The organism is Acinetobacter seifertii (assembly GCF_000368065.1).
Classification (GTDB): Bacteria; Pseudomonadota; Gammaproteobacteria; order Pseudomonadales; family Moraxellaceae; genus Acinetobacter; species Acinetobacter seifertii.
In genome coordinates, this window is record NZ_KB851200.1 from 491,246 (window position 1) to 513,313 (window position 22,068).

General features: G+C 39.1%; 22 protein-coding genes, 1 tRNA gene and 1 pseudogene. 10 read left to right on the top strand and 14 right to left on the bottom strand.

Features of this window, described 5'->3' with window-relative positions; genetic code table 11:
* Positions 1-106: 106 nt before the first annotated feature.
* Genes F985_RS09730 through F985_RS09745 form a run of 4 tightly spaced genes read right to left on the bottom strand, consistent with a single transcriptional unit; the run spans position 107 to position 3,295 of the window.
* Positions 107-757, bottom strand: coding sequence for a hypothetical protein (locus F985_RS09730; protein ID WP_004700442.1), 651 nt, complete (start codon positions 755-757; stop codon positions 107-109).
* Positions 758-780: 23 nt separating this feature from the next.
* Positions 781-1,593: an NADPH-dependent 7-cyano-7-deazaguanine reductase QueF gene (gene queF / locus F985_RS09735; RefSeq protein ID WP_004700447.1), complete on the bottom strand. Its 813-nt coding sequence runs from the start codon at positions 1,591-1,593 to the stop codon at positions 781-783.
* Positions 1,590-2,363, bottom strand: a complete 774-nt coding sequence (locus F985_RS09740; protein ID WP_004700449.1) for an ABC transporter permease — start codon at positions 2,361-2,363, stop codon at positions 1,590-1,592. Before F985_RS09740 ends, queF begins: the two co-directional genes overlap by 4 nt.
* Positions 2,360-3,295, bottom strand: a complete 936-nt coding sequence (locus F985_RS09745) for an ABC transporter ATP-binding protein (protein WP_004700452.1) — start codon at positions 3,293-3,295, stop codon at positions 2,360-2,362. The genes F985_RS09740 and F985_RS09745 overlap by 4 nt, the downstream gene beginning before the upstream one ends.
* A gap of 297 nt (positions 3,296-3,592) precedes the next feature.
* Here F985_RS09745 and F985_RS09750 point away from each other — a divergent pair, with 297 nt between their 5' ends.
* Positions 3,593-4,579 carry a site-specific integrase gene (locus F985_RS09750; protein ID WP_004700454.1) on the top strand — a complete coding sequence of 329 codons (987 nt, stop codon included), beginning with the start codon at positions 3,593-3,595 and terminating at the stop codon, positions 4,577-4,579.
* Here F985_RS09750 and F985_RS09755 read toward each other — a convergent pair.
* Positions 4,576-4,845, bottom strand: a complete 270-nt coding sequence (locus F985_RS09755) for a helix-turn-helix transcriptional regulator (protein ID WP_000123991.1) — start codon at positions 4,843-4,845, stop codon at positions 4,576-4,578. The genes F985_RS09750 and F985_RS09755 overlap by 4 nt on opposite strands.
* A 288-nt stretch (positions 4,846-5,133) precedes the next feature.
* Here F985_RS09755 and F985_RS09760 point away from each other — a divergent pair, with 288 nt between their 5' ends.
* A complete protein-coding gene (locus tag F985_RS09760) occupies positions 5,134-5,697 on the top strand; it encodes a hypothetical protein (protein ID WP_004700457.1) in 564 nt (187 codons plus the stop codon).
* Positions 5,698-5,708: 11 nt separating this feature from the next.
* Here F985_RS09760 and F985_RS09765 read toward each other — a convergent pair whose 3' ends face one another.
* Positions 5,709-6,641 carry an IS5 family transposase gene (locus F985_RS09765; RefSeq protein ID WP_001040033.1) on the bottom strand — a complete coding sequence of 311 codons (933 nt, stop codon included), beginning with the start codon at positions 6,639-6,641 and terminating at the stop codon, positions 5,709-5,711.
* Between the two features lie 41 nt (positions 6,642-6,682).
* On the opposite strand from F985_RS09765, the gene F985_RS09770 reads away from it, so the two are divergent.
* The gene (locus tag F985_RS09770; RefSeq protein ID WP_004700459.1) at positions 6,683-7,408 is read left to right on the top strand and encodes an O-antigen ligase family protein; all 726 of its coding nucleotides are present in this window, start codon (positions 6,683-6,685) and stop codon (positions 7,406-7,408) included.
* Between the two features lie 394 nt (positions 7,409-7,802).
* Here F985_RS09770 and F985_RS09775 read toward each other — a convergent pair whose 3' ends face one another.
* The gene (locus tag F985_RS09775; protein ID WP_004700460.1) at positions 7,803-8,654 is read right to left on the bottom strand and encodes a radical SAM/SPASM domain-containing protein; all 852 of its coding nucleotides are present in this window, start codon (positions 8,652-8,654) and stop codon (positions 7,803-7,805) included.
* 118 nt (positions 8,655-8,772) lie between these two features.
* On the opposite strand from F985_RS09775, the gene F985_RS09780 reads away from it, so the two are divergent.
* The 4 genes from F985_RS09780 to F985_RS09795 all read left to right on the top strand — a co-directional run bounded on the left by F985_RS09780 (position 8,773) and on the right by F985_RS09795 (position 10,172).
* On the top strand, positions 8,773-9,171 hold the full coding sequence (locus F985_RS09780) for a hypothetical protein (protein WP_004700463.1): 399 nt from the start codon (positions 8,773-8,775) through the stop codon (positions 9,169-9,171).
* Positions 9,161-9,385 (top strand): hypothetical protein, encoded by a 225-nt coding sequence (locus F985_RS09785; protein ID WP_004700465.1) that lies wholly within the window; start codon positions 9,161-9,163, stop codon positions 9,383-9,385. The genes F985_RS09780 and F985_RS09785 overlap by 11 nt, the downstream gene beginning before the upstream one ends.
* Positions 9,372-9,887 (top strand): glycoside hydrolase family 108 protein, encoded by a 516-nt coding sequence (locus F985_RS09790; protein WP_025469092.1) that lies wholly within the window; start codon positions 9,372-9,374, stop codon positions 9,885-9,887. The genes F985_RS09785 and F985_RS09790 overlap by 14 nt, the downstream gene beginning before the upstream one ends.
* Before the next feature lie 87 nt (positions 9,888-9,974).
* The gene (locus tag F985_RS09795; RefSeq protein WP_004700469.1) at positions 9,975-10,172 is read left to right on the top strand and encodes a hypothetical protein; all 198 of its coding nucleotides are present in this window, start codon (positions 9,975-9,977) and stop codon (positions 10,170-10,172) included.
* A 74-nt stretch (positions 10,173-10,246) separates the two neighbouring features.
* Here the strand turns inward: F985_RS09795 and F985_RS09800 are convergent.
* The 3 genes from F985_RS09800 to F985_RS09810 all read right to left on the bottom strand — a co-directional run bounded on the left by F985_RS09800 (position 10,247) and on the right by F985_RS09810 (position 11,880).
* A tRNA-Arg gene (locus F985_RS09800) sits at positions 10,247-10,323 on the bottom strand.
* A 102-nt stretch (positions 10,324-10,425) separates the two neighbouring features.
* Positions 10,426-11,049 (bottom strand): hypothetical protein, encoded by a 624-nt coding sequence (locus tag F985_RS09805; protein ID WP_004700471.1) that lies wholly within the window; start codon positions 11,047-11,049, stop codon positions 10,426-10,428.
* Between the two features lie 144 nt (positions 11,050-11,193).
* Positions 11,194-11,880, bottom strand: coding sequence for a putative quorum-sensing-regulated virulence factor (locus tag F985_RS09810; protein WP_004700472.1), 687 nt, complete (start codon positions 11,878-11,880; stop codon positions 11,194-11,196).
* A gap of 250 nt (positions 11,881-12,130) precedes the next feature.
* Between F985_RS09810 and F985_RS09815 the strand changes: the two genes are divergently transcribed.
* The gene (locus tag F985_RS09815; protein WP_004700474.1) at positions 12,131-13,360 is read left to right on the top strand and encodes an alpha/beta hydrolase; all 1,230 of its coding nucleotides are present in this window, start codon (positions 12,131-12,133) and stop codon (positions 13,358-13,360) included.
* Between the two features lie 107 nt (positions 13,361-13,467).
* Here the strand turns inward: F985_RS09815 and F985_RS26105 are convergent.
* A pseudogene (locus tag F985_RS26105) lies at positions 13,468-13,545 on the bottom strand (hypothetical protein); the annotation flags it as partial.
* A 60-nt stretch (positions 13,546-13,605) separates the two neighbouring features.
* Between F985_RS26105 and glyA the strand changes: the two are divergent.
* Positions 13,606-14,859, top strand: a complete 1,254-nt coding sequence (gene glyA, locus F985_RS09820; RefSeq protein WP_004700476.1) for a serine hydroxymethyltransferase — start codon at positions 13,606-13,608, stop codon at positions 14,857-14,859.
* A 42-nt stretch (positions 14,860-14,901) separates the two neighbouring features.
* Here glyA and F985_RS09825 read toward each other — a convergent pair whose 3' ends face one another.
* Genes F985_RS09825 through adeF form a run of 3 tightly spaced genes read right to left on the bottom strand, consistent with a single transcriptional unit; the run spans position 14,902 to position 20,769 of the window.
* A complete protein-coding gene (locus F985_RS09825) occupies positions 14,902-16,350 on the bottom strand; it encodes an efflux transporter outer membrane subunit (protein WP_004700477.1) in 1,449 nt (482 codons plus the stop codon).
* A gap of 12 nt (positions 16,351-16,362) precedes the next feature.
* Complete coding sequence (adeG, locus tag F985_RS09830; protein ID WP_004700480.1) at positions 16,363-19,542, bottom strand: multidrug efflux RND transporter permease subunit AdeG; 3,180 nt, start codon at positions 19,540-19,542, stop codon at positions 16,363-16,365.
* A gap of 6 nt (positions 19,543-19,548) precedes the next feature.
* Positions 19,549-20,769, bottom strand: a complete 1,221-nt coding sequence (gene adeF, locus F985_RS09835) for a multidrug efflux RND transporter periplasmic adaptor subunit AdeF (protein ID WP_004700481.1) — start codon at positions 20,767-20,769, stop codon at positions 19,549-19,551.
* A 197-nt stretch (positions 20,770-20,966) separates the two neighbouring features.
* On the opposite strand from adeF, the gene F985_RS09840 reads away from it, so the two are divergent.
* The gene (locus F985_RS09840; RefSeq protein ID WP_004700483.1) at positions 20,967-21,995 is read left to right on the top strand and encodes a LysR family transcriptional regulator; all 1,029 of its coding nucleotides are present in this window, start codon (positions 20,967-20,969) and stop codon (positions 21,993-21,995) included.
* The last annotated feature ends 73 nt before the right edge of the window (positions 21,996-22,068 follow it).

The following is a 22,068-nucleotide window of genomic DNA, read 5'->3' on the forward strand; positions in this document are numbered from 1 at the left end:
CAGTGCTTGGCGCATGCTAACATAAACGTGATTTATGGCAATGTATATCAATATTTTGCAATAAAAAAACCTGGCGTTTGCCAGGTTTCCGATAGTCTACTTTTTATTAGTTAAAGAATAGACCATCATGATATTCAGCCATCGCTTTCAATTCAGTGCGATTTAAACTTGGAATGAGTTTATCGATCGCGATATGAACCGCTTTAGTCACAGCAGCAGCGCCAATATCGGCTGCTTTACGCTTAATCATGCCTAAATCTAATGTCTTGTTAAAATCAGACATAAAGTGTCTAACCATAGCATCGCCAAACTGTTTATAGAGTTCTGCTAATGCTGCTTTATTAATGTCATTACCTGCTTGAAGCTCAGCAAAATTATGCTTCAAATTAGTCACTAAGCTAGCATCTAAAGCTACGCCAACTTTATATTGACCTTGTGGATCTTTAAATAAGCTTTTCTCTGAAAACTCAACTGACTGCTTAACAACGTCATTTGGTGCTTTACTGAGTAATTGCTTTAAAAGTACGGCAACTGTAGATTTGACATAACCAGCAAGTTTTTCGGCAGTATCTCTTTTTTCACTCGCTGGGAAATGTTGTACTAACTGAATCAGTACATTATCAATAATTTCTTCATTGAGTTGTAAAGCAATTTTGTCTCGAAGTGGATATAGCGGTTCACTAGAATTTTTATTCGCAATTCCAGTCTGCATATCGTTCAATAAGCCTTCAGAAGGGGTAAAACCAAAAAACGGCATGGTGTATCCTCAAATTATTCGTTTTATTGTCGTGCCAATCGAATCGGTTTTGGCATCCATGATAGATCCGATACTCGGCAAGGATTGATATCAAGTCCACCGCGGCGAGTATAAGTTGCATAAACCATCAGCTTTTCAGGCTGCAAATTTTGCCAAACATCTGCAAAGATTTGCTCAACACACTGTTCGTGGAAACCGTTATGCTGACGGTACGAGATAATATAAGCTAAAACACTACGATAACAAGGTTTTTTGCCCTTAAAACGGATAAAAACTGTCCCCCAATCTGGTTGTCCCGTGACTGGGCAGTTACTTCTCAAAAGATGAGAATACAGTTCAATTTCAACTTCTTCGTCAGACTCATCTAGTTTTAAAAGCGATGCATCGGGATGTTGTTCTAAACGTTCAGGTGTTAGATCATCAATACAAATGCCTTGTGGCTTGGAAATATCGAGATCATCTACTTGAAATAGCGTTAGCTCAACTTTTGCACCTGCCGCAGCCGATAAATCTTTTTCAACTGTTTCAATAAATAACGCTTTAGAGTCAAACTGAGTGAAGTTAAGACTATTGAAGTAAAGTTTTAATGACTTTGATTCGATCAAATTTGGTGAAGACGCTGGCAGGGTAATTCTGCCAATGGCAACCTGTGGAATACCGTGCGAATTTAACCAAGAGATTTCAAAAACATGCCACCAATCTTTACCTTGGGTAATGCCTTCAATATGTGAATAGTTTTCACGAGATTGAGCACGTGCGATTGGAAATAACACATCGGGTTGATAGCTGGTTGGATACTGGGTTTCTTTACCCAATAAAGACTGTTCGACACTCATTCACGCATTCCTGAACCACGAGCAAGTAAATAGTAAGCAACTCCGTAAAGTACAACACAACATAATGTCACAACGATTAAAGAGAACGTAACGTTCATGTCGCTATGACCTAAAATGCCGAAACGGAAAGCATTAACCATATACACAATAGGATTAATTAAAGAAAGTTTTTGCCAAAAAGGACCAAGTGCACTAATGGCATAAAACACACCACCTAAGTAGGTGAGTGGAGTAAGTACAAATGTTGGAATAATAGAAATATCATCAAAAGATTTTGCATAGACCGCATTAATAAAGCCGCCTAAGGAAAATAAAACAGATGTAATTAAGACTGTATATATAGTTACGAACCAGTTATGTATAAAAAGGTCAGTAAAGAACATACTCATCGCGGTAACAATGGCCCCAACTAGAACACCACGACAAATACCACCAATGACATAGCCCCATAAAATAATATGTAATGGCACAGGGCTCATAATGAGCTCTTCAATGCTTTTTTGGAATTTCACACTAAAGAAACTGGAAGAAACGTTCGCATAACTGTTGGTAATAACAGCCATCATGATTAGGCCAGGCACAATAAACTGCATGTAGCTTACGCCGCCCATTTGTCCAATACGTGAGCCAACCAAATTACCAAAAATGACAAAATACAAGCTCATGGTAATCGCAGGTGGTAATAAGGTTTGGGGCCAAATGCGAAGAAATCGGCGTACTTCTTTACGAACTAAAGTCCAGAGGGCAATTTGCAGTTGGTTAAAGTTCATTTTGCCTCTCCTTCAAGATTTTTCTCAACCATTTTGACAAATAGCTCTTCAAGGCGATTCGATTTGTTTCGCATACTACGGACACGAATACCTTGTGACTCTAAAAGTTGGAATAAGTCATTTAATGTATGTGCTTTATCCATGGTTACTTCTAAAGTGCTACTATCAATTAAGTTGAACTTCACTCCAATAATGTTTAACTGGAGTGGGGCAATCGGTTCTGCTAAATCGAAAATAAAAGATTCTTCACTCAACTGGTTTAAGAAACTTTTCATACTGGTGTCTTCTTTGATGACACCGCGGTCAATGATGGCAATTTGACGACAGAGCATTTCCGCTTCTTCTAAATAGTGTGTCGTTAAAATAATAGAAGTGCCACTTTCGTTCATTTCCGTTAGAAAATCCCACATAGAACGGCGTAATTCAATATCTACACCCGCAGTAGGTTCATCTAAAATAAGAAGCTTAGGCTCATGCATCATGGCACGGGCTATCATTAGACGGCGTTTCATACCACCAGATAGCATGCGGGCTTGTATATTGCGTTTTTCCCACAAGCCAAGTTTTTCTAAATAATGTTCGGCACGTTTTTCGGCAATCTTTTTGTGAATGCCGTAATAGCCAGCTTGAGTGACTAAAATATCGAAGGCTTTTTCAAATTGCCCGAAGTTAAATTCTTGAGGGACAACGCCAAGCTGTTGTTTTGCCAAGGATGGGTGAGTGTCGAGATTATGCCCAAAAATCTCAACTGTTCCTGAGGTCTTTTTTGTGAGGGAACTGATAATACCAATGGTTGTTGATTTGCCGGCACCATTTGGGCCTAACAACGCATAAAATTCACCTTCAGGCACAGTGAGGTTAATACCTTTTAACGCCTGAAAACCATTACGATATGTTTTGGACAAATCTTTTAATACCAAAGCATCAGTCATGAAATTCTCACATTATGAAAGAGGGGTATATTTTGAGCGATAATGATTAATAAACCAAGTAAAATAGTCGGAATTTTATGAAATTGAGATAAAATTATGAAGTTATTATATATAAATTGGTGCGCCCGGCGGGCACTTGATCAAAAATAACAACTTCTTAGGTTTTTTTATCTTTTCTTATTATTTCATACAAAACAATCAAATGCCAAATTGGTCAATAATCTGTACTTCTATTATTTCTTATTTTTTCCTATTATTTCGGTTATCACAATTACGCCAAGATTACGCCACAAAATTATGGCTTCATTTAGACAACGCAACAATACATGGCGAGCCGAGATAAGTGTAAACGGAATTCGCGAAAGTGCAACCTTTGATACAAAAGCCCAAGCAAGAGCTTGGGCATCTAAACGCGAGACTCAGTTACGCGAACAATCGCATGGCAAATTACCAGATCACTCTTTTTTAGAAGCTATAGAACGCTACTTAAATGAAGTAAGCATAAAAAAGAAAACTCATGAGAATGAAGTCAAAAGAATGGCTTTCTTTAAGCGTGAGTATAAAAAGCTATGTCAAAAACAATTGGCCAAAGTCACAACTGACGATTTAGTGCAATGGCGTGATTCTCGTTTAAAAGAAGTGCAGGGCGCTACTGTCAGACGTGAAGCAAATATTTTAGCTTCTTTATTTACTGTTGCCCGGAAAGAATGGAAATGGATTAAAGAGTCTCCAATGGCTGACTTAACTTTGCCGCCACCTTCAAAGCACCGGGATAGACGAATTGCTCAGGATGAGATTGACAGATTATGTCTTGCAGCAAATTGGGATAATAATGTCCCTGTCAATTCAACTCAGCAAATAATTATTGCTTTCCTGTTTGCAATTGAAACAGCAATGCGTGCTGGTGAGATTGTTGGCTTAACTTGGGATCGCGTTTATTTAAAAGATAGATATCTTGTTTTGACTGAAACAAAGAACGGCACTAAACGAAATGTACCTTTATCTAAACGAGCAGTTGAATTGCTAACATTATTAAAAGGCTTGGATAGAAAGCAGGTCTTTACTTGTAATTCCCAAAGCTTTGATACGCTTTGGCGTAAATTGAGAGATAGATGTCAAATCACTGACTTGCACTTTCATGACACACGCCATGAAGCTTGTACACGTCTTGCAAGAAAATTAGAAGTTTTAGACTTGGCCCGTATGATTGGGCATAAAGACTTAAGAAGCTTGATGGTCTATTACAATGCTACTGCAAGCGAAATTGCAACGAGGCTTGATTAGCCCCGTTTACGTGGTCTTCCTTTCTTTGGCTCATCATCCGATTGTTCATTCAACCAGTTTGATAGCTCTGCCAAGTTCCAGCGTCTTCCTTGACCGCACTTAATAACATAGCGCGGTTTAGGAAAGGTTGGCAGGCAGCAAACTGCTGCCTTAAAATGTACATCTCGATATCCCAAGAACTCAGCAGCTTGGGAGTCATTAAGCCAGATGTCCGAAGGTGGTAACGCTACAACAAAGTTACTACCTATATTCGCAATTGCTGTCATTTCACCCCTCAAATCATGGAATGTGTTTAACAATTCTGCATTTTCTTTAATCTTACCGTCTTTAGATTTAGTTGACGGGCAAATAATCGAAATTTTGTTGTTTGGTACAGCAGTAGTAACAATAACTTCTATGGTAGGTGTTAGTGTAAATGGTGTATCTAGTTACGTGTTTACACCAGCTTCCGCATACAAGCGTTTAACAGCAAGAAACTTGGGTGGGGTTTGGTATGTGTTTAGTTGAGTGATAATTGGTGATAAGATTGCGAAAAATTTTATCAACAAAGAATCATGAAAGCTTTGCAATTAGAACCACATGGGCAAATACATCTAACCAAAAAGGATTTTTTAGATCGGCTTTTTGAGCTTATGATTTATTCATCAATAATTCTGCCAAGCGGAACAATATCTGGCATTAATTTTAAATTAATGCTTGTATTCGTGCTAATTGGCTTAATTATTGTTTATAGGAATAAAGTTATAGTTAATACATTTATACACGTAATGCCTGTATTTGTATTTTTACTGGCTTCTTCTTTATATTCATACATAATATTTAAGTATGACTCGACTTTTATATTTTCGCAGGCTAAGGATATACTAGTTTTTTTTGTTGTCTTTTATGTTGGTATAAGTTATGCAAAAAACAGATATGGTTACGATGAGTTAATAAAACTTATTATAAGATCAGTTTTTTTATTGGGATTAATAAAACTCTTAATTATAGTTTACTCTAAAATGTCTGGTATTAATGTTTCGATAATTATTGAATCAATATCAAATATTTTTGGAGTTTCAATTATGACTTTCGATGGGCTTTGTTGCATAAAGCCTTTGAAGGTAAAGTTTTCCTAAGTTGCTAAAATTTAGGTTACAACTTGGGTATGAGGTCTGCCTAATTCTGTAAATTTATTTAATACGGCTACACGTGCATGGATCTCATTCACTTGGCTGTCAAAATTCCTTGAGTAGAGTTTATCGCCTAATAATTTGATGCAATGCATCTTGGTTTCGACCAAACTTCGCCGATGATAACCAGACCACTTTTTCCAAAGGGCTCTTCCTAGACGCTTAACTGTTTTTAGTAATTCATTTCTCTCTTGCGAATGAACTTTTGTATCTTTCCACGGTTTCGCATTTTTTCTTGGCGGAATCACCGCATATGCTTGACGATCTGAGATCACTCGTCTGCAGCATTTAGTGTCATAGGCTCCATCGGTATAGACAGAATCTACTCGCTCATCAAGTGGTATTTGACCAAGTAAATCACCGAGCACCTGTGAATCACTGATATTGTTCGTTGTGAGCTGAACTGCACGTATTTGCAGCGTTTCAGCATCTATACCAATGTGAAGCTTACGCCATTGTCGACGATATTCAGGCTGATGTTTCTTCCGTTTCCATTCACCTTCGCCCAAAAACTTTAAACCAGTTGAATCTACGAGTAGATGTAGACCATTGCTACTTTTTTGGTAGCTAATCGCAATATCAATATGTTTTTGTCTTCTGCAAAGCGTCGTATAGTCTGGCGCTGTCCAATCTAATCCGCAAAGTTTAATCAGGCTTTGTACAAAGCCAGTGACCATGCGTAGAGAAAGACGAAATATGGATTTAATCATTAAGCAGCATTGGATGGCTGTATCGGAATAAGTTTGATTTCGACCATGTTGGCTTTTTGGTTGAGCATACCATTGTGTTTTGGGATCAAACCAAATGGCAATATTCCCACGATTAATGAGAGCTCGGTTGTATGTGGGCCAATTGGTTGTACGGTAGATTTTAGGTGTAGGCTTATTCATCTCAAAATTATATTGTGGAATAAGCCTTTAGAGATAGGTTTGTGCAACAAAGCCCTTTCGATGTAGAAAATTCATTTCTATCTCGAATAAATTTTACATCTGATTCAATTCTCCCAATTTGCATTTTTTTCTTAACAGAAAGATTAATAAAAAAAGGTTTTAACTATAAATCACTTATTGTTTTTTTAGTAATTTGCTTATCGGCATTGCTAACAATGTCGCGTTTTCAGTGGGCTTTTTCAATAGTGTCTGTTGTTTTAGCTCTACTAATAAATGTAACGAATAAAAAATCTTTTTTTGCAATTATATTTTTAGCAATCGTTGGTTTTTCAGCACTTTCTTTGAGTGCTGTTCAACAACTAATTGAAACTAGATTTGATAGTAGAATTGTTTCAGCTTCCGATATTGAAAGAACTATTCAACAAAAAGCTATATACTATCAAATTAACGAAAACCCTTTTTTAGGCTCAGGGATAGGATCATATATACCAAACGTAATAAGAAGTGATTACGCTAAATATTCATATGAATTGCAAATACCAGCATTAATCATGCAGTTTGGCTTTATTGGTTTTACTGCTTTAGCCTTTCTTATTATTAGCCCATTGATTTCGTCAATGAATCACAAAAAAGCCATTACAATTCTTAGTTTTTCTGCATTGATAATTTTTTGGTTATATGGAGCGATGTTTAATCCGATTTTATTCTCATCCTCCTCAGGAGTTGTTTTTATGCTTATTTACGCAATGCTGAAAATAAGTCGATAAAGAAGGAATTAATACCACCTTCAGACGATTTTTGTTATATATAACATCTTTATAGAATACACAACAAATTACCACAAACCCTGATCTTTAATTAGATCAGGGTTTTTTATTACCAAAATTTAGCGGGTGCAGTTGAGCTTGGAACTGGATCAATCATTCTAAAAGCAAAAGAATGTCTGCAGCTTTTTTGTGATGGTGATCGCTGGTTTCCGATTTCAAATTACATAGGTGATTAATATGAAATGTTTTAAATGTAGTCAAATTATGAAAGAAAATACAAGCTTTATACTTACATCAAATCCACCACAGCGACGATGGGAGTGCAGCTGTGGTAATGTTGTATTTAGTTCGGTTTCTAAAGAGCAGAATTTTCTTGAAGTACCAGTTCATGTGCCTAGTCAAGATTCATAACTTTAATGTCCTGTTGCGTACATTTCTTGCACATATCTAATTCAAACACTCCATTTTGAACATCAGTTCTTATTTTCTTGAAATGAGGACTGAGCCAAATATCTCTCAAAGAAGTATTGTTCACATTTCCAAAGCTATGCGACTCATGGAAATCATTAGTACATACAACATTTCCCTGATGTGTAATTGATATTTCATCTGACAGATAATAACAGCGCGTCATCTTTCGGCTTTTTTCATAATCAACAGTTCCAGCTCTATTAAAAAGCGTCTTGTTATTCAGTGATCTGAGAATTATCTTTCCATCTTTTTTGAATTTTTCAAAAGTTTCTAAAAATACTTTTGGCATTTTCTTAGTATGTTGAGTTACTAAAAAACCCGATACGCCAGCTTTGATAAGCTCAACATAGTTGCTTTCATTGAGTTTGATGCCGTTTGTATGTATCACAATATCAGCTTCAGCAAGCTTACTACGTGCATAACTGATCAATTTAGGCAATCTTTTGTCGAGAAGAGGTTCGCCGAAAAAATGAGGAGATACTCGACCTTTGTAATTCATCAACGCGAGATCATCGATCACTTTTCTGTAAGTATCTTCGCTCATGTAGTTCTCACCTCGACCATCTTTAAATGAGGATGGGCAGTAGGAGCACTCTAAATTGCATTGTGAGTTAATCTCAAAATCAATAGCTGTAAAAATATCACTATTTTTATATCCATAGGTAACTATCTTATTGATTTTGTTATATAAACCACGTGCCGTTGGTTTGTATGATTCAGGAAAATTATCAGCAGTAAACCGATAAAACACATTCATAACAAGTGGTAGTTTCATTGTTATTGTTTGTTCTAAAAAAGTTGGCTAAGTATAAATATACACAAAAAAAAAGTGCAAGCCCTTTGCTTTAATAGCTTAGGGCTTTTTTTTCTTGCCGAAATTCTGGAGAAATAAAATGGCAGAAAACGAATCATACGGCATGCGAGTAGAGAAAAAGATCGATCACATGCAGCAGCAAATGAGTGAAATGAATAATGTTCTTATTCGTCTCACAGAGCGTAATGAAGCATATCAATCGCAAGCGGGCGCAAATAGACGTGATATTGACTCACTTCAAACAGAAGTAAATCAAGCAAAAGGTGGACTTAACTTTGCGAAACTGATCTCTGGAACAGCTTTAGCCTCAATTATCGGGTTTGGTACGTGGACAGTACAAAGTCTTGCAAACTTGCAGCAGCGTCAATCAGATTCTAATCAACGTATTGCGATTTTAGAATCAAAGTTAATTCGTTTAGATACTGATATAGCAGCAATTACACACGTAAAAAAAACCGAGGTATTAAATGAACAGTGAAAAAACACGCACGTATTTAGCATTTGCAGCTATAGCAATCTCGTTCTTTTGTGTCATTGGGCTTTTCTTTATTGAGATGCCAGATAAGAACCGAGATTTAATTAATGTCGCTTTAGGTGCTATTTTGGGGTGGTCGGGAACTGTAGTGGCTTTCTATTTTGGATCTAGTGATAAACAGCATAAAGAGGGTGTAGCAAATGATGACATTCGATAAAGCCTTTGATCGATTGATAGGGCATGAAGCTGGATACTCGAATGATAAGCGTGATCCGGGGAATTGGACAGGCGGCAAAGTCAATGTTGGGATATTAAAAGGCACAAAGTTTGGAATTGCAGCTAATACATATCCGAATTTAGATATTAAAAACCTCACACTTGATCAAGCAAAGCAAATCTATAAAAAGGATTGGTGGGATAAGCTTGGAGCAGATTCGTTGCATCCAGCTATTGTATTTCAGCTATGGGACTTTGCTGTGAATGCTGGTAAATCAAGAGCAGTAAAGGAACTTCAACAAGTTGCTGGTGTGCCAGACGATGGAATTATTGGGCCTAAAACTATTGCTGCCATTAAAGCGATGGATGTGAACGATGTCCTATTAAGGCTTAATGCAGAGCGATTGAAGTTCTATACATCACTAAGCACATGGGCTACTTATGGCAAAGGCTGGACGAATCGTGTTGCTGAAAATCTCATCTATGCTGCTCAAGACAATTAGCTTAAAGCTGTGCCTCCGATTCTCAGGTTGCACAGCTCACACTATAAATAGTAATGTGAACGTCTCGATTTGTGTAAGGGCTTTGTGATGTCGCAAGTCATGATCATGGTTTCGGAAGCGGGCAGGATGGAAAATACTTGCAATCTACCCGCTGATTTAGATAAGAACGGGAATGTTCTTAAAATCTATGACTACTCATTAAAAGAGTTGCCTATTAATTTGGATGGAACTGTGTCTTACAATGGCAAAAGATGGACCTTTGATAAGAAGCAAAATTACCTCTAAACCTGTGGATAAATAGCGCATTACGCCAAATATACGCCAAAATATATTTAAGTTATTGATTTTATAAAATAGATTGGTGCGCCCGGCGGGGATCGAACCCACGACCCCAGGCTTCGGAAACCTGTACTCTATCCAACTGAGCTACGAGCGCACATGTGTGGGGCACATCATAGGAAAAAAACACCGTTAGGTAAAGCACGAAATACATACCAAGTGAGTTTAATGCTTATTTAAACAGCAGCTTGTTCTATTTTTAGATGGGTTGCTGAATAAGCTGAATTGAATAGTTAATAGATTGAAGTGTCTTTGCTAGCTCATGAGGGGGAATACGTGACTCTTGTAAGTGAGTAATCCATTGCATTTGACACATTTTAAGTTCTTGAAGTGTTTTGATTTGCTCTATTTTTTGAATAAGGGGTTTTGCCATAAGGCCACAGAACTGACCTAAGCTTTGTTTCATTAATAATTGTATTTCTTCAAAAGACAGTTGCTGAACTGGAATAGATGGCTGGTCATTGTCTATATTTGAAGAAGTTACAGACGTTGATTGAGGAACCTGAATCTCTCCAACTAAATCGTTACTTTTATTCTCATCAATATTTTTCTGATTTACTTCATTTGATGTTATAGATGACTCTTGCATAGATGTTTGCTCGGTCAACTCTGAGTAACTTTCGTTAGAAGTAGCAATGAGTTTTAAATCAATCAGTTGTTGAATCAGCTCTGGAGGAGCAATACGCTTTTTAAACTCGCTATTAAGGCTTTGAAAATCTTCATGATCAATGAGTAGAAGTAAACGTCTTTGTTTTGCATTTAACGTGATATTACGTTGTTGAAGCGCAACTCTTCCCAAATTGGTTCGATAAAAACCAGACATTGTATTTCCCCAATATAAAAATGAAGCAGACTGTTTAATTTTTATCAAACAGCACTGTTCTTAATAAAATATAAATGGGGTTAAAGATAAAACTCAAAAATGACAATATGATGAAGAATTTATGAATATCATCTATTTAAGTCTTTAAAATGCACTTTCTAATGCCTTACGTAAATAGACATCAAGTTCGTCTTGACGTAGAAGCCATTGAATATAATCTTTAGGCAGTTCAGCAATTGCTGTACCTTTATGCTTACCAAAGTTCATAGTCGTGGGGATACGGGCTTCTTCAGAAACTTGGTAAAGTTCTTCAATATCTTGAATATTTAAATGATAGATAATATGCATCAAAATATTGGCAGTTAAAATAATATCGGCATCGGCACGGTGTGCACCTTTGAGTAATTCTCGTGCTTTACTACTGCCTTGAGAAATCATATAAATGAGTGCAGAAATATTATGAGCTTCTGCATCTGGCCAAGCTTTGCGTGCTAAAGCTAAAGTACAAATTGGTTTTATATGAGATACATCAACGCCACAACGAGCAATAGCTGCAATATCATAATCAATGTTGTGACCAATAATATAAGTTGTGCTATCAGGTAATTTAAATGTTTTATAGTGAGGCTGGTTTTCTAGGTCAGACTCCAAGATATGATGCACCGCCATCGCAGCATAAGAGATCGGCGTTCCAACCTGATAGAGCTGATCAAATAATTTGCTTTTATCTAAAGTCAGTTTACCTGCATTAAGTTCAATGGGAGCGTATGCAATTTCAATAGGCAAACCATTTAGTGTATGAGTTTCTGTATCTAAAATAATGGCTTGCATCTTTTGAACCTTTAAACAATTACAAGTAACCGTCAATGTTAACAGTTGACTAGCGACTTTAAAACATAGATTAAGGTGAGATATAGCTATGAAATTTAATTTATGTTGAAAAGTAGAAAATCTCGCCACTTATTTTGATTAAATATCACTTGCGAAAAATGAAGATTAGGCGTAATTGTTTGTAAGACATTTAAAATGTTCATTAAAAACTAAAGCACAACAAAAATCGAATTTAAGGGAAGATATACCAATGAAAATGAAACTGTTCATGACCAGTGTTCTTAGCACAAGTTTATTGTTGACGGCATGTGGTGGTGGAAGTAGTGATGACAGTCCAGCGACTACTGATCCATCTGGTACACCAGCCAATAATATTCAAAATCCAGTGGTTAAAGTTGATGCTTACACAAGTACTAACTTAGGAGCGGTTGCCGCTGAAAGTAGTATTTTGACTTATAAAATGTTAGGCCAAAGTGGACAAGAGGTTCAGGCGACAAGTTTAGTATTTACACCGACGACACCACCACCAGCAGGCGGTTGGCCAATTGTGGTTTGGGCTCATGGTACGACAGGGGTTGCAGATGCATGTGCACCAAGTAAATCGGCATTAACAGATAGTACTAAAGATTTAATTAGTAAACTTCTTGCGGCGGGTTATGTCGTTGTCGCTCCTGATTATGAGGGTTTAGGAACCCCAGGCATACATCCATTCTTAAATGTTAAAAGTGAAGCTTATTCAATTACGGACGCCGTGGTTGCAACACGCAATTATTTATCTCAGCGTAATTTATTAACTTCGAACAAATGGGTCACTGTAGGTCACTCTCAGGGTGGGCATGCTGCATTGGGTGCTGCACAATATGCAAGTCGTGCACAGCTAAACTATAAAGGTACAGTAGCGGTAGCACCAGCTTCAAATCTAGGATTTATTTTAATTGCAGGTGAACAAGCCGTTGCCAATGCAACTTTGGATAAAAAGATCCCAATGTATGCACAGCTTGATACATATACTGCTTTAGTTACAGCTGGCATTCGAAATACACAACCAAGCTTTGATTATTCGCAGGTATTTACTTCACAAACCGCAAGTACTGCACAGCAGGCGGAAACAATTTGTGCAGGGCCATTGGGTCAAGCCTTTGGTGCAGGTATGACTAAGTATGCTACAGAGCATAATGGAACACTGGATGGATATACGCGTACACAACCTAATTTTATGGCAGTACCTTTAGTTAAAACATTCTTAGATAAAGATTCTCAACCTTTACAGGCAAAAGTCACTACCCCGATTATTATTTATCAGGGCTTAGCAGATACAACAGTTCCGAAAGTAGCGACTGATATTTTGATATCTAATGCCACTGTGGTAGGTACAAAAATTAATAGCTATGTAACGGGTAACTGGGACCATAATACGGCGATGAGTAGTAATGTAGATAACATTGTTGGAAATGTACAAAACCTATTGTCAGCTCAATAAGGGTAATGATATTTAAAGTTTTTTTGTTGCTATGAAAAGCTAAATTTAACTTTAGAAAATTATTAAATAAATACTTTTTAAGTGTTTATAAATTATTTTAGATTTGATGGCTCATTTTTTATAAAAATTGAGCCATTTTTATTTAAAACTGAGCTAACTTGATTCTGTTTAATTATAAAGTTCATGCTACAATATGCCGCAATCTTAGCACGGCTTAAAAGCCCTAATTTATAGGACCCCCGCTAATGTTTGCCAATATTTCCATTTCTGAATTTGATCCAGAATTAGCTCAAGCTATTGCTTCTGAAGATGAGCGTCAAGAAGCACATATCGAGTTAATTGCATCTGAAAACTATTGCTCTCCTGCTGTGATGGAAGCGCAAGGATCAAAACTTACGAACAAATACGCAGAAGGTTATCCAGGCAAACGCTATTATGGCGGTTGCGAGTATGTAGATGTTATTGAGCAAATGGCGATCGACCGTGCTAAAGAACTTTTTGGTGCTGATTACGCAAACGTTCAACCACATGCTGGTTCACAAGCTAACTCTGCTGTTTATTTAGCACTTCTTAACCCAGGCGACACAGTTTTGGGTATGAGCTTGGCTCACGGTGGTCACTTGACTCACGGTGCAAAAGTAAGCTTCTCTGGTAAAACTTATAACGCTGTTCAGTATGGTTTAAACTCTGAAACTGGCGAGATCGATTACGAAGAAGTTGAACGTTTAGCGTTAGAGCACAAGCCACGTATGATCGTTGCTGGTTTCTCTGCTTATAGCCGTGTTGTAGATTGGCAACGTTTCCGTGACATCGCGGACAAAGTTGGCGCTTACCTTTTTGTTGATATGGCTCATGTTGCAGGTCTTGTTGCTGCTGGCGTATATCCAAACCCAGTTCAAATTGCTGACGTAACTACAACGACGACTCACAAAACACTTCGTGGTCCACGTTCTGGTTTAATCCTTGCGAAAGCGAATGAAGAAATCGAGAAAAAACTTCAATCAGCTGTATTCCCTGGTAACCAAGGTGGTCCATTAATGCATGCGATTGCTGCTAAAGCAATCTGCTTCAAAGAAGCAATGTCTGATGACTTTAAAGCTTACCAACAACAAGTTGTGAAAAATGCTCAAGCAATGGCTGAAGTATTAATCGCACGTGGTTATGATGTTGTTTCTGGCGGTACAGACAACCACTTATTCTTATTATCTTTAATCAAACAAGACGTAACTGGTAAAGATGCTGACGCTTGGTTAGGTGCTGCTCACATTACTGTGAACAAAAACTCAGTTCCAAATGACCCACGTTCTCCATTTGTAACTTCTGGTATCCGTATTGGTACTCCAGCAGTAACAACTCGTGGTTTTGGTGAAGCTGAAGTTCGTGAACTTGCTGGTTGGATCGCTGACGTGATTGACAGCAAAGGTGACGAAAAAGTTATTGCTGATGTAAAAGCGAAAGTTGAAGCTGTTTGTGCGAAATTCCCTGTATATGCAAAATAATTTGAGTGTATAAAAAAAGCGCCGTAAGGCGCTTTTTTTATATCAATTATTCCAACCCCCACCTAAAGCACGGATTAAGTTTACACTTGCAATGATTTGGCCACCTTTAAGCTGAGCTGCCAATTGTTCTTGCTGCAAAATAGTCCGGTCGGAGTCAATCACATCAAGATAGCTAATCGCACCTTCTCGATAGCGTAGATGAGACAGTTGATTTGCATGGCGAGACGATGAGAGTGCTTGGTTTTGAGCTTGAATTTGCTGATCAAGAATACGTTGATCGGACAAACCATTTTCAACTTCACGAAAGGCGTTTAGTACAGTTTGTCTATAGTTGGCAACACTTTCTTCATAAGCTGCTCGTGCTTGAGCAATACCTGCTTTACGTTGTCCGCCATCAAATAGTGGTAAAGATAAAATAGTACCTGCGACTGGACCAAGCAAGAAGGTACGGCTCGACCATTTACCTAACTCGCTTAAACTTGAAGATTCATAACCTAAGGCACCCGTTAGATTAACTTTCGGGAAAAAAGCTGCACGGGCAATTCCAATACGTGCATTATCTGCTGCCATAGCACGTTCAGCAGCAGCAATGTCAGGTCGCCTTTCAAGTAAACTCGATGGTAATCCTGCTGGAAGACGAAGACTATTTGTAGTTAAAGGTTGGACAGTTAAGCTAAAGTCAGCTGGTGTTTTGCCTAACAATACTGCAAGTGCATGTTCTGCATTGGCTCTGTTACGAGCAATGCTCAGTGCATTGGTTTGAGCTGTAGCAAGTTCAGTTTGTGCACGAGAAACATCTAATTCACTGACTAAACCATTTTTAAATCGGGTTTGAACGAGATCTCGTGTCTCACCAAGTAATTTAATAGTACGAGTATAAATTGCTTGTTCAGCATCAAGCTGGCGAATGAGAAAATAACCTTGTGCAACATCGGCCTGTAACGCTAAAAGTGCCGACTGATATAACGCTTCTTGCTGTTGTAGATCCGCTGTTGCTGCATTGACACTACTGGCGATACGACCAAATAAATCGAGCTCATATGAAACATTTGCTTGAGCGCGCCATAAGGTTTGTGCAGATGTATGCGCATTGTCATCTAACCCCAATGAAGCAGGAGAAGGTTTTTGACGAGTTGGGCCAAAGCCAGCACCAATACTTGGCAAACGTTCGGCTTGTGCTGCCGAACGTATTGCACGTGAAGCCTGAATATTAGCTGCTACCGCTTTAAGATTTTGGTTGCCGGCAATCGCTTGTTGTTCTAGCTTATTCAATTGAGCATCATTAAAAACACGCCACCATTCACCTCGAACTTGCTGATCGGCAGGCTGGGCAATTTTCCAATTATTGTCTTCAAGTTTAGGGTCTGACTCCTTGAATTTGACAGGAACTATAACTTTTGCAGGTTGATATTCCGGAGCCAAAGAGCAGCCTGCAAGAAGCAGGCTCCCCATCAGTGAGGACAATAACAAGCTTTGTTTTGCTGTAGTCATTAAATGTCCTCCTTAATGATCGTGTGGGTTAGCTAATGGTGCTTCATGAACTGCTGCCGAATGCAATTTATGTTTGCTATTCAATGTACGAATAAGGACGTAAAAGGCTGGCGTCAGGAACAAACCAAAGAAAGTTACCCCGATCATTCCGAAGAACACTGCAACACCCATGGCATGACGCATTTCAGAACCTGCACCAGTTGAAGTAACCAGTGGGACGACACCCATAATGAATGCAATAGAGGTCATTAAAATTGGACGTAAACGAAGACGACTTGCTTCAACTGCTGCTTTAAAAGCAGTTGCACCTTGCATTTCGAGTTCCCGCGCAAATTCAACAATCAAAATGGCATTTTTACAGGCCAGCCCAACCAGTACCATCAGACCGATTTGGGTAAAGATGTTGTTATCTCCACTGGTGAGCCAAACACCTGTCAGAGCCGCCAAAATTCCCATCGGTACAATTAATATGACTGCTAATGGTAAAGTTAGACTTTCATATTGAGCGGCTAAAACTAAGAACACGAGCAATACGCTAATTGGGAATACCCAAAGTCCTGCATTACCAGCCAAGATTTTTTGGTAAGTTAAATCTGTCCATTCAAACTTGATACCACGTGGTAGAGTTTGAGCAGCAATACGTTCAACCGCAGCTTCTGCTTGGCTAGATGAATAACCTGGTGCAGGACCGCCATTAATATCTGCTGCGGTATAACCGTTATAACGCACCACCATTTCAGGGCCATAGGTTTGAGTTACATTTACCAATGAAGATAATGGAACCATTTGTCCGGCACTATTACGGGTTTTAAGCTGCAAAATATCTTCAGGATTTGAACGGAAAGGCGCATCGGCTTGTGCGCGAACCTGATAAACACGTCCAAAGCGGTTAAAGTCGTTAACATACTGCGAACCTAAATAAATCTGCATAGTGTTGAAAACATCTGTCACAGCAACACCTTGCTGTTTGGCTTTTACACGATCCAAATCTACGTTGAGTTGAGGTACGTTAATTTGATAACTTGAGAACATTGGACCAAGCTCAGGAGCTGATTGAGCTGCTTTCATAAAGTTTTGTGCAGCATCATTCAAGGCTGAATAGCCTAAGGCACCTCGGTCTTCAAGTTGAAGTTTAAAGCCGCCCATAGTCCCTAAGCCCATCACAGGTGGTGGTGGGAAAACCGCAATATAAGCATCTTGAATAGCTGAGTATTTCTGGTTTAAGGCACCTGCAATAGCATTTGCAGATAAGTCTTTGGCCTTACGTTCATCGAATGGCTTTAAGGTCACAAAGACAATACCGGCACTTGAGCTATTGGTGAAACCGTTAATTGAGAGACCAGGGAAGGCAACCGCGCTTTCTACACCAGGTTGTTTAAGTGCCGTATCACTCATTTTACGAATGACAGCTTCGGTACGATCTAATGATGCGCCGTTTGGTAGCTGCGCAAAACTAATCAAATATTGTTTGTCTTGAGCGGGAACAAAGCCACCCGGAACAATATAAGAAATACCAACGGTTAAACCTAAAAGTGCTGCATAGACACCCATTGCCGATGCTTTATGGGAGATAACACGACTTACGCCTTTACCATAGTTGTCTGATGCACGGGTAAATACGCGGTTAAACAGCGCAAAGAAACGTCCAAATACACGGTTCATAAGGCGTGTTAATGCATCAGGTTTCGCATCATGTCCTTTTAGTAACATGGCTGCTAAAGCAGGAGATAGAGTAAGTGAGTTAAATGCCGAAATAACCGTTGAAATGGCAATAGTCATGGCAAATTGTTTATAAAATTGCCCTGTTAAGCCTGTCATAAAGGCAAGAGGTACGAATACAGCAACCAGCGTTAAAGCAATTGCAATAATCGGTCCGCTTACTTCTCGCATGGCACGGTACGTCGCTTCCCTTGGATTTAAGCCAGCTTCAATATTCCTCTCGACGTTTTCGACGACGACAATCGCGTCATCGACCACAATCCCGATGGCAAGCACCATCCCGAATAGCGAAAGCGCATTGATTGAGTAACCAAAAGCAAGCATGAGAGCGAATGTACCAATAATTGAAACTGGTACAGCAAGTAATGGAATGATTGAGGCACGCCATGTTTGTAAGAATAAAATAACAACCACAACAACCAGTGCAATCGCTTCAAGTAAGGTATGAACGACTGCTTTAATACTGGCACGTACGAATTGAGTCGGATCGTACACAATGTCGTATTTAATTGAAGATGGGAAATCTTTTGAAAGTTCTTTCATTGTGCTACGCACTTGATCAGAAACTTGCAAAGCATTAGCACCTGGTGCTTGGAAAATTGGAATGGCGATCGCTTGTTTGTTATCAAGTAATGAACGTAAGCCATATTGTGAAGCTGCAAGTTCAACGCGTGCAACATCACCCAATCGAGTAACCGCGCCATCAGGAGCCGTTTTTAAAATGATATCGGAAAATTCTTGCTCAGTGGTTAAACGACCTTGAGCGTTTACCGAAAGTTGTAAAGGGGAATTACTTGGTGATGCACCAATGGTTCCTGCTGCAACTTGAATGTTTTGTTCGCGGATTGCACTGACAATTTCAGTGGCTGTGAGATTACGTTGCGCTACTTTCTGTGGGTCGAGCCACACACGCATCGCATATTCACCAGAACCAAATAAACCGACTTCACCTACACCTTGTAAGCGTGCCAAACGGTCTTTTACGTTGAGCACCGCGTAGTTACGTAAGTAAGTCATGTCATAGCGATTATCTGGTGAGGTCAGATGCACAACCATGGTTAAAGTCGGTGAGCTTTTTAAAGTAGTAACGCCTAAACGCTGTACGTCTTCAGGTAAACGAGGCAGGGCTTGAGATACACGGTTTTGAACCAATTGCTGTGCTTTATCTGGGTCGATACCGAGCTTAAAGTTCACCGTAATGGTTAAATTACCGTCGCTGTTTGCCTGAGATTGCATATACAGCATGTCTTCAACGCCGTTGATGGATTCTTCAAGCGGAGAAGCAACAGTTTCAGCAATCACTTTCGGGTTTGCACCCGGATATTGAGCACGTACCACCACAGAGGGTGGAACAACTTCCGGATATTCTGAAATCGGTAATTTAAATACCGAAAGAAGACCGGCAAGTAAAATCAGTACTGATAACACGCCAGCAAAGATCGGCCGATCAATAAAAAATTTAGAGATATTCATATGTGATTAACCTTTTGCCGGAGTTGAAGTTTTTTCTGTTGGCTGAGGTTGAGGAGTAGTGCTGTTCGCAGTGATTTGCGCGTTTGGCATAGGTACAAGATGAGGTGTAACAGGGTCACCCGGACGAATCCGCTGTAAACCATTCACCACAATACGGTCACCCGCTTGTAATCCGCTATTTACGATTTGCAAGCCATCTTGTTGTGCACCGAGTTTTACTTCACGGTAAGCAGTTTGATTTTTAGCATCGACGACCACAACAAAACGTTTATCTTGATCGACACTAATTGCAGTTGGGCTAATCAGAATTGCTGAACGAGGTTGACCACCACCCAAACGGATTCGAGCATATAAACCCGGTAATAAAACGCCGTTAGGATTATCAAAAGTTGCGCGAACACGAATCGTACCTGAGGTCGTATTCAGGTTGTTATCGATGGAGTTGATGGTTCCTTCACGAGAGAAACCTGTTTCATTGGCAAGCCCCATATAGACAGGAACTTGTGCTGAATTACGCTGATTACTGATATATTTTAGATAAGTTTGTTCATCAACGTCGAAAGAGGCGTAAAGGCGAGATACAGACACCAAGCTTGTTAAGACCTGTGCGCCATTACCGGCAGACACCACATTACCAACGGTTACTTCGGCACGGGAAATTCGGCCGCTGACTGGTGCAGTAATACGAGTGTACTCAAGATTTAAACGTGCAGACTGAACAGCGGCTCTAGCAGCTTGTAGGTTGGCATTGGCTGAACGTGCATCATTTTCAGCTAGATCCAGCTCTTGGCGTGATACAGCATTACTCTGAATTAAACGTTGAATACGAGAAAGGTTAGATCCCGTATAAGTGACTTGTGCCTCAGCCGAAGCAAGTTGAGCTTGAGCACGATTGAGTTCTGCTTGGAAAGGACGTGGGTCGATTGTAAAAAGTAAATCGCCTTTTTTTACAAGACTGCCATCTTTGAAGTGTACGGAAATGAGTTTACCTGAAACCTGTGGCCGAATATCGACTTGATCAATCGCTTCTAAGCGACCGGAATATTCTTGCCAATCGGTAATCGTTTTGCTAATGACATTAGAAATATCAACTGTTGCAGCTTGTTGGGCACTGGTCGGTGCAGCTTTTGCATCGGCATTTTCATGTAAAAACATAAAACTACCCCCTGTAGCCAAAATGGCGACAAAGATGGCAGACAGTGCGAACTGTTTGCGGGAAAATGACATGAGGTGCTCCTAGTTATTTGGATACCTGTTTTCAGACTTTTAGTTGTGGTCCGTATGGGAGAAACAGGGTTTATGGGATGGACGGAGCATAAAAGTTTGTCAATCACGAATAAATATATTAAATTCGATAACACTATTCGTATTTTTATAACAATTGATGTGTTTGATTAAATAAATGCATTGATAGGAGTGTGCGTGTGGATCTATTTCATGCGATGAAAGTATTTAACAAAGTTGTCGAAACAAATAGTTTCAGTTTAGCGGCTGACAGTTTAGGACTACCGCGTGCTTCTGTGACGACAACCATTCAAGGTTTAGAAAAACATTTGCAAGTTCGTTTATTGAACCGAACCACTCGTAAACTGAGTTTGACACCAGATGGTGCAGTTTATTATGAAAGGACTGCACGAATTTTAGCCGACGTAGAAGATGTAGAATCGAATTTTCATGATTCTGAACGTGGCCCTCGAGGTCGACTGCGCATTGATGTTAAAGCGTCAATTGGACGACTCATCCTTATTCCAATGCTTTGTGATTTTCATGCCAAGTACCCCGATATTGATTTGGTGATTGGAATGAGTGATCGTCCAGTCGATTTGGTTCAAGATGCAGTGGACTGTGTTATTCGTATTGGTCAATTGAAAGATTCAAGTTTAGTTGCACGTCGTATCGGAACAATTCAGTGTGTCACTGTTGCTGCGCCTCGTTATTTGATGGAACATGGCGAACCAAAAACCATTGAAGATTTACAAAAACATCAAGTGGTGCATTATTTTAATAGTCGTACTGGACGCAATATTGACTGGGATTTTATGGTGGATGGCGAGATTCATAGCGTCGGTGTGAAAGGGCGTGTTTCTGTCAATGATAGTGATTCATATATTGATTTGGCAGTGCAAGGTTTCGGCTTAATTCAATGTCCATATTACATGGCGGCAAAACATTTAGAATCTGGTGCACTTAGAGAGGTATTGACTGAATGGTTACCTGCACCGATGCCAATATCAGTCGTTTATCTACAAAACCGTCATTTATCGCCTAAAGTTCGTGTATTTGTAGACTGGGTAGCTGAATTATTTGCAAGTTGTCCATTGTTGAGTGGTTGTTCAATGGCATGGGATTCGAAATGTGAATTTGCCAGCGCTAAAGAAAATAACCATGAATATACTATTCGGACATTGGTTGAAAATGAAAATATGGCAGAAGCCTATACACTCAAAAACTAATTTAAAATTTGAGTGATTTTTCAACATTTAGATAGTTAATCCAATCCATTGTTTAGACATATTCATAAATCCT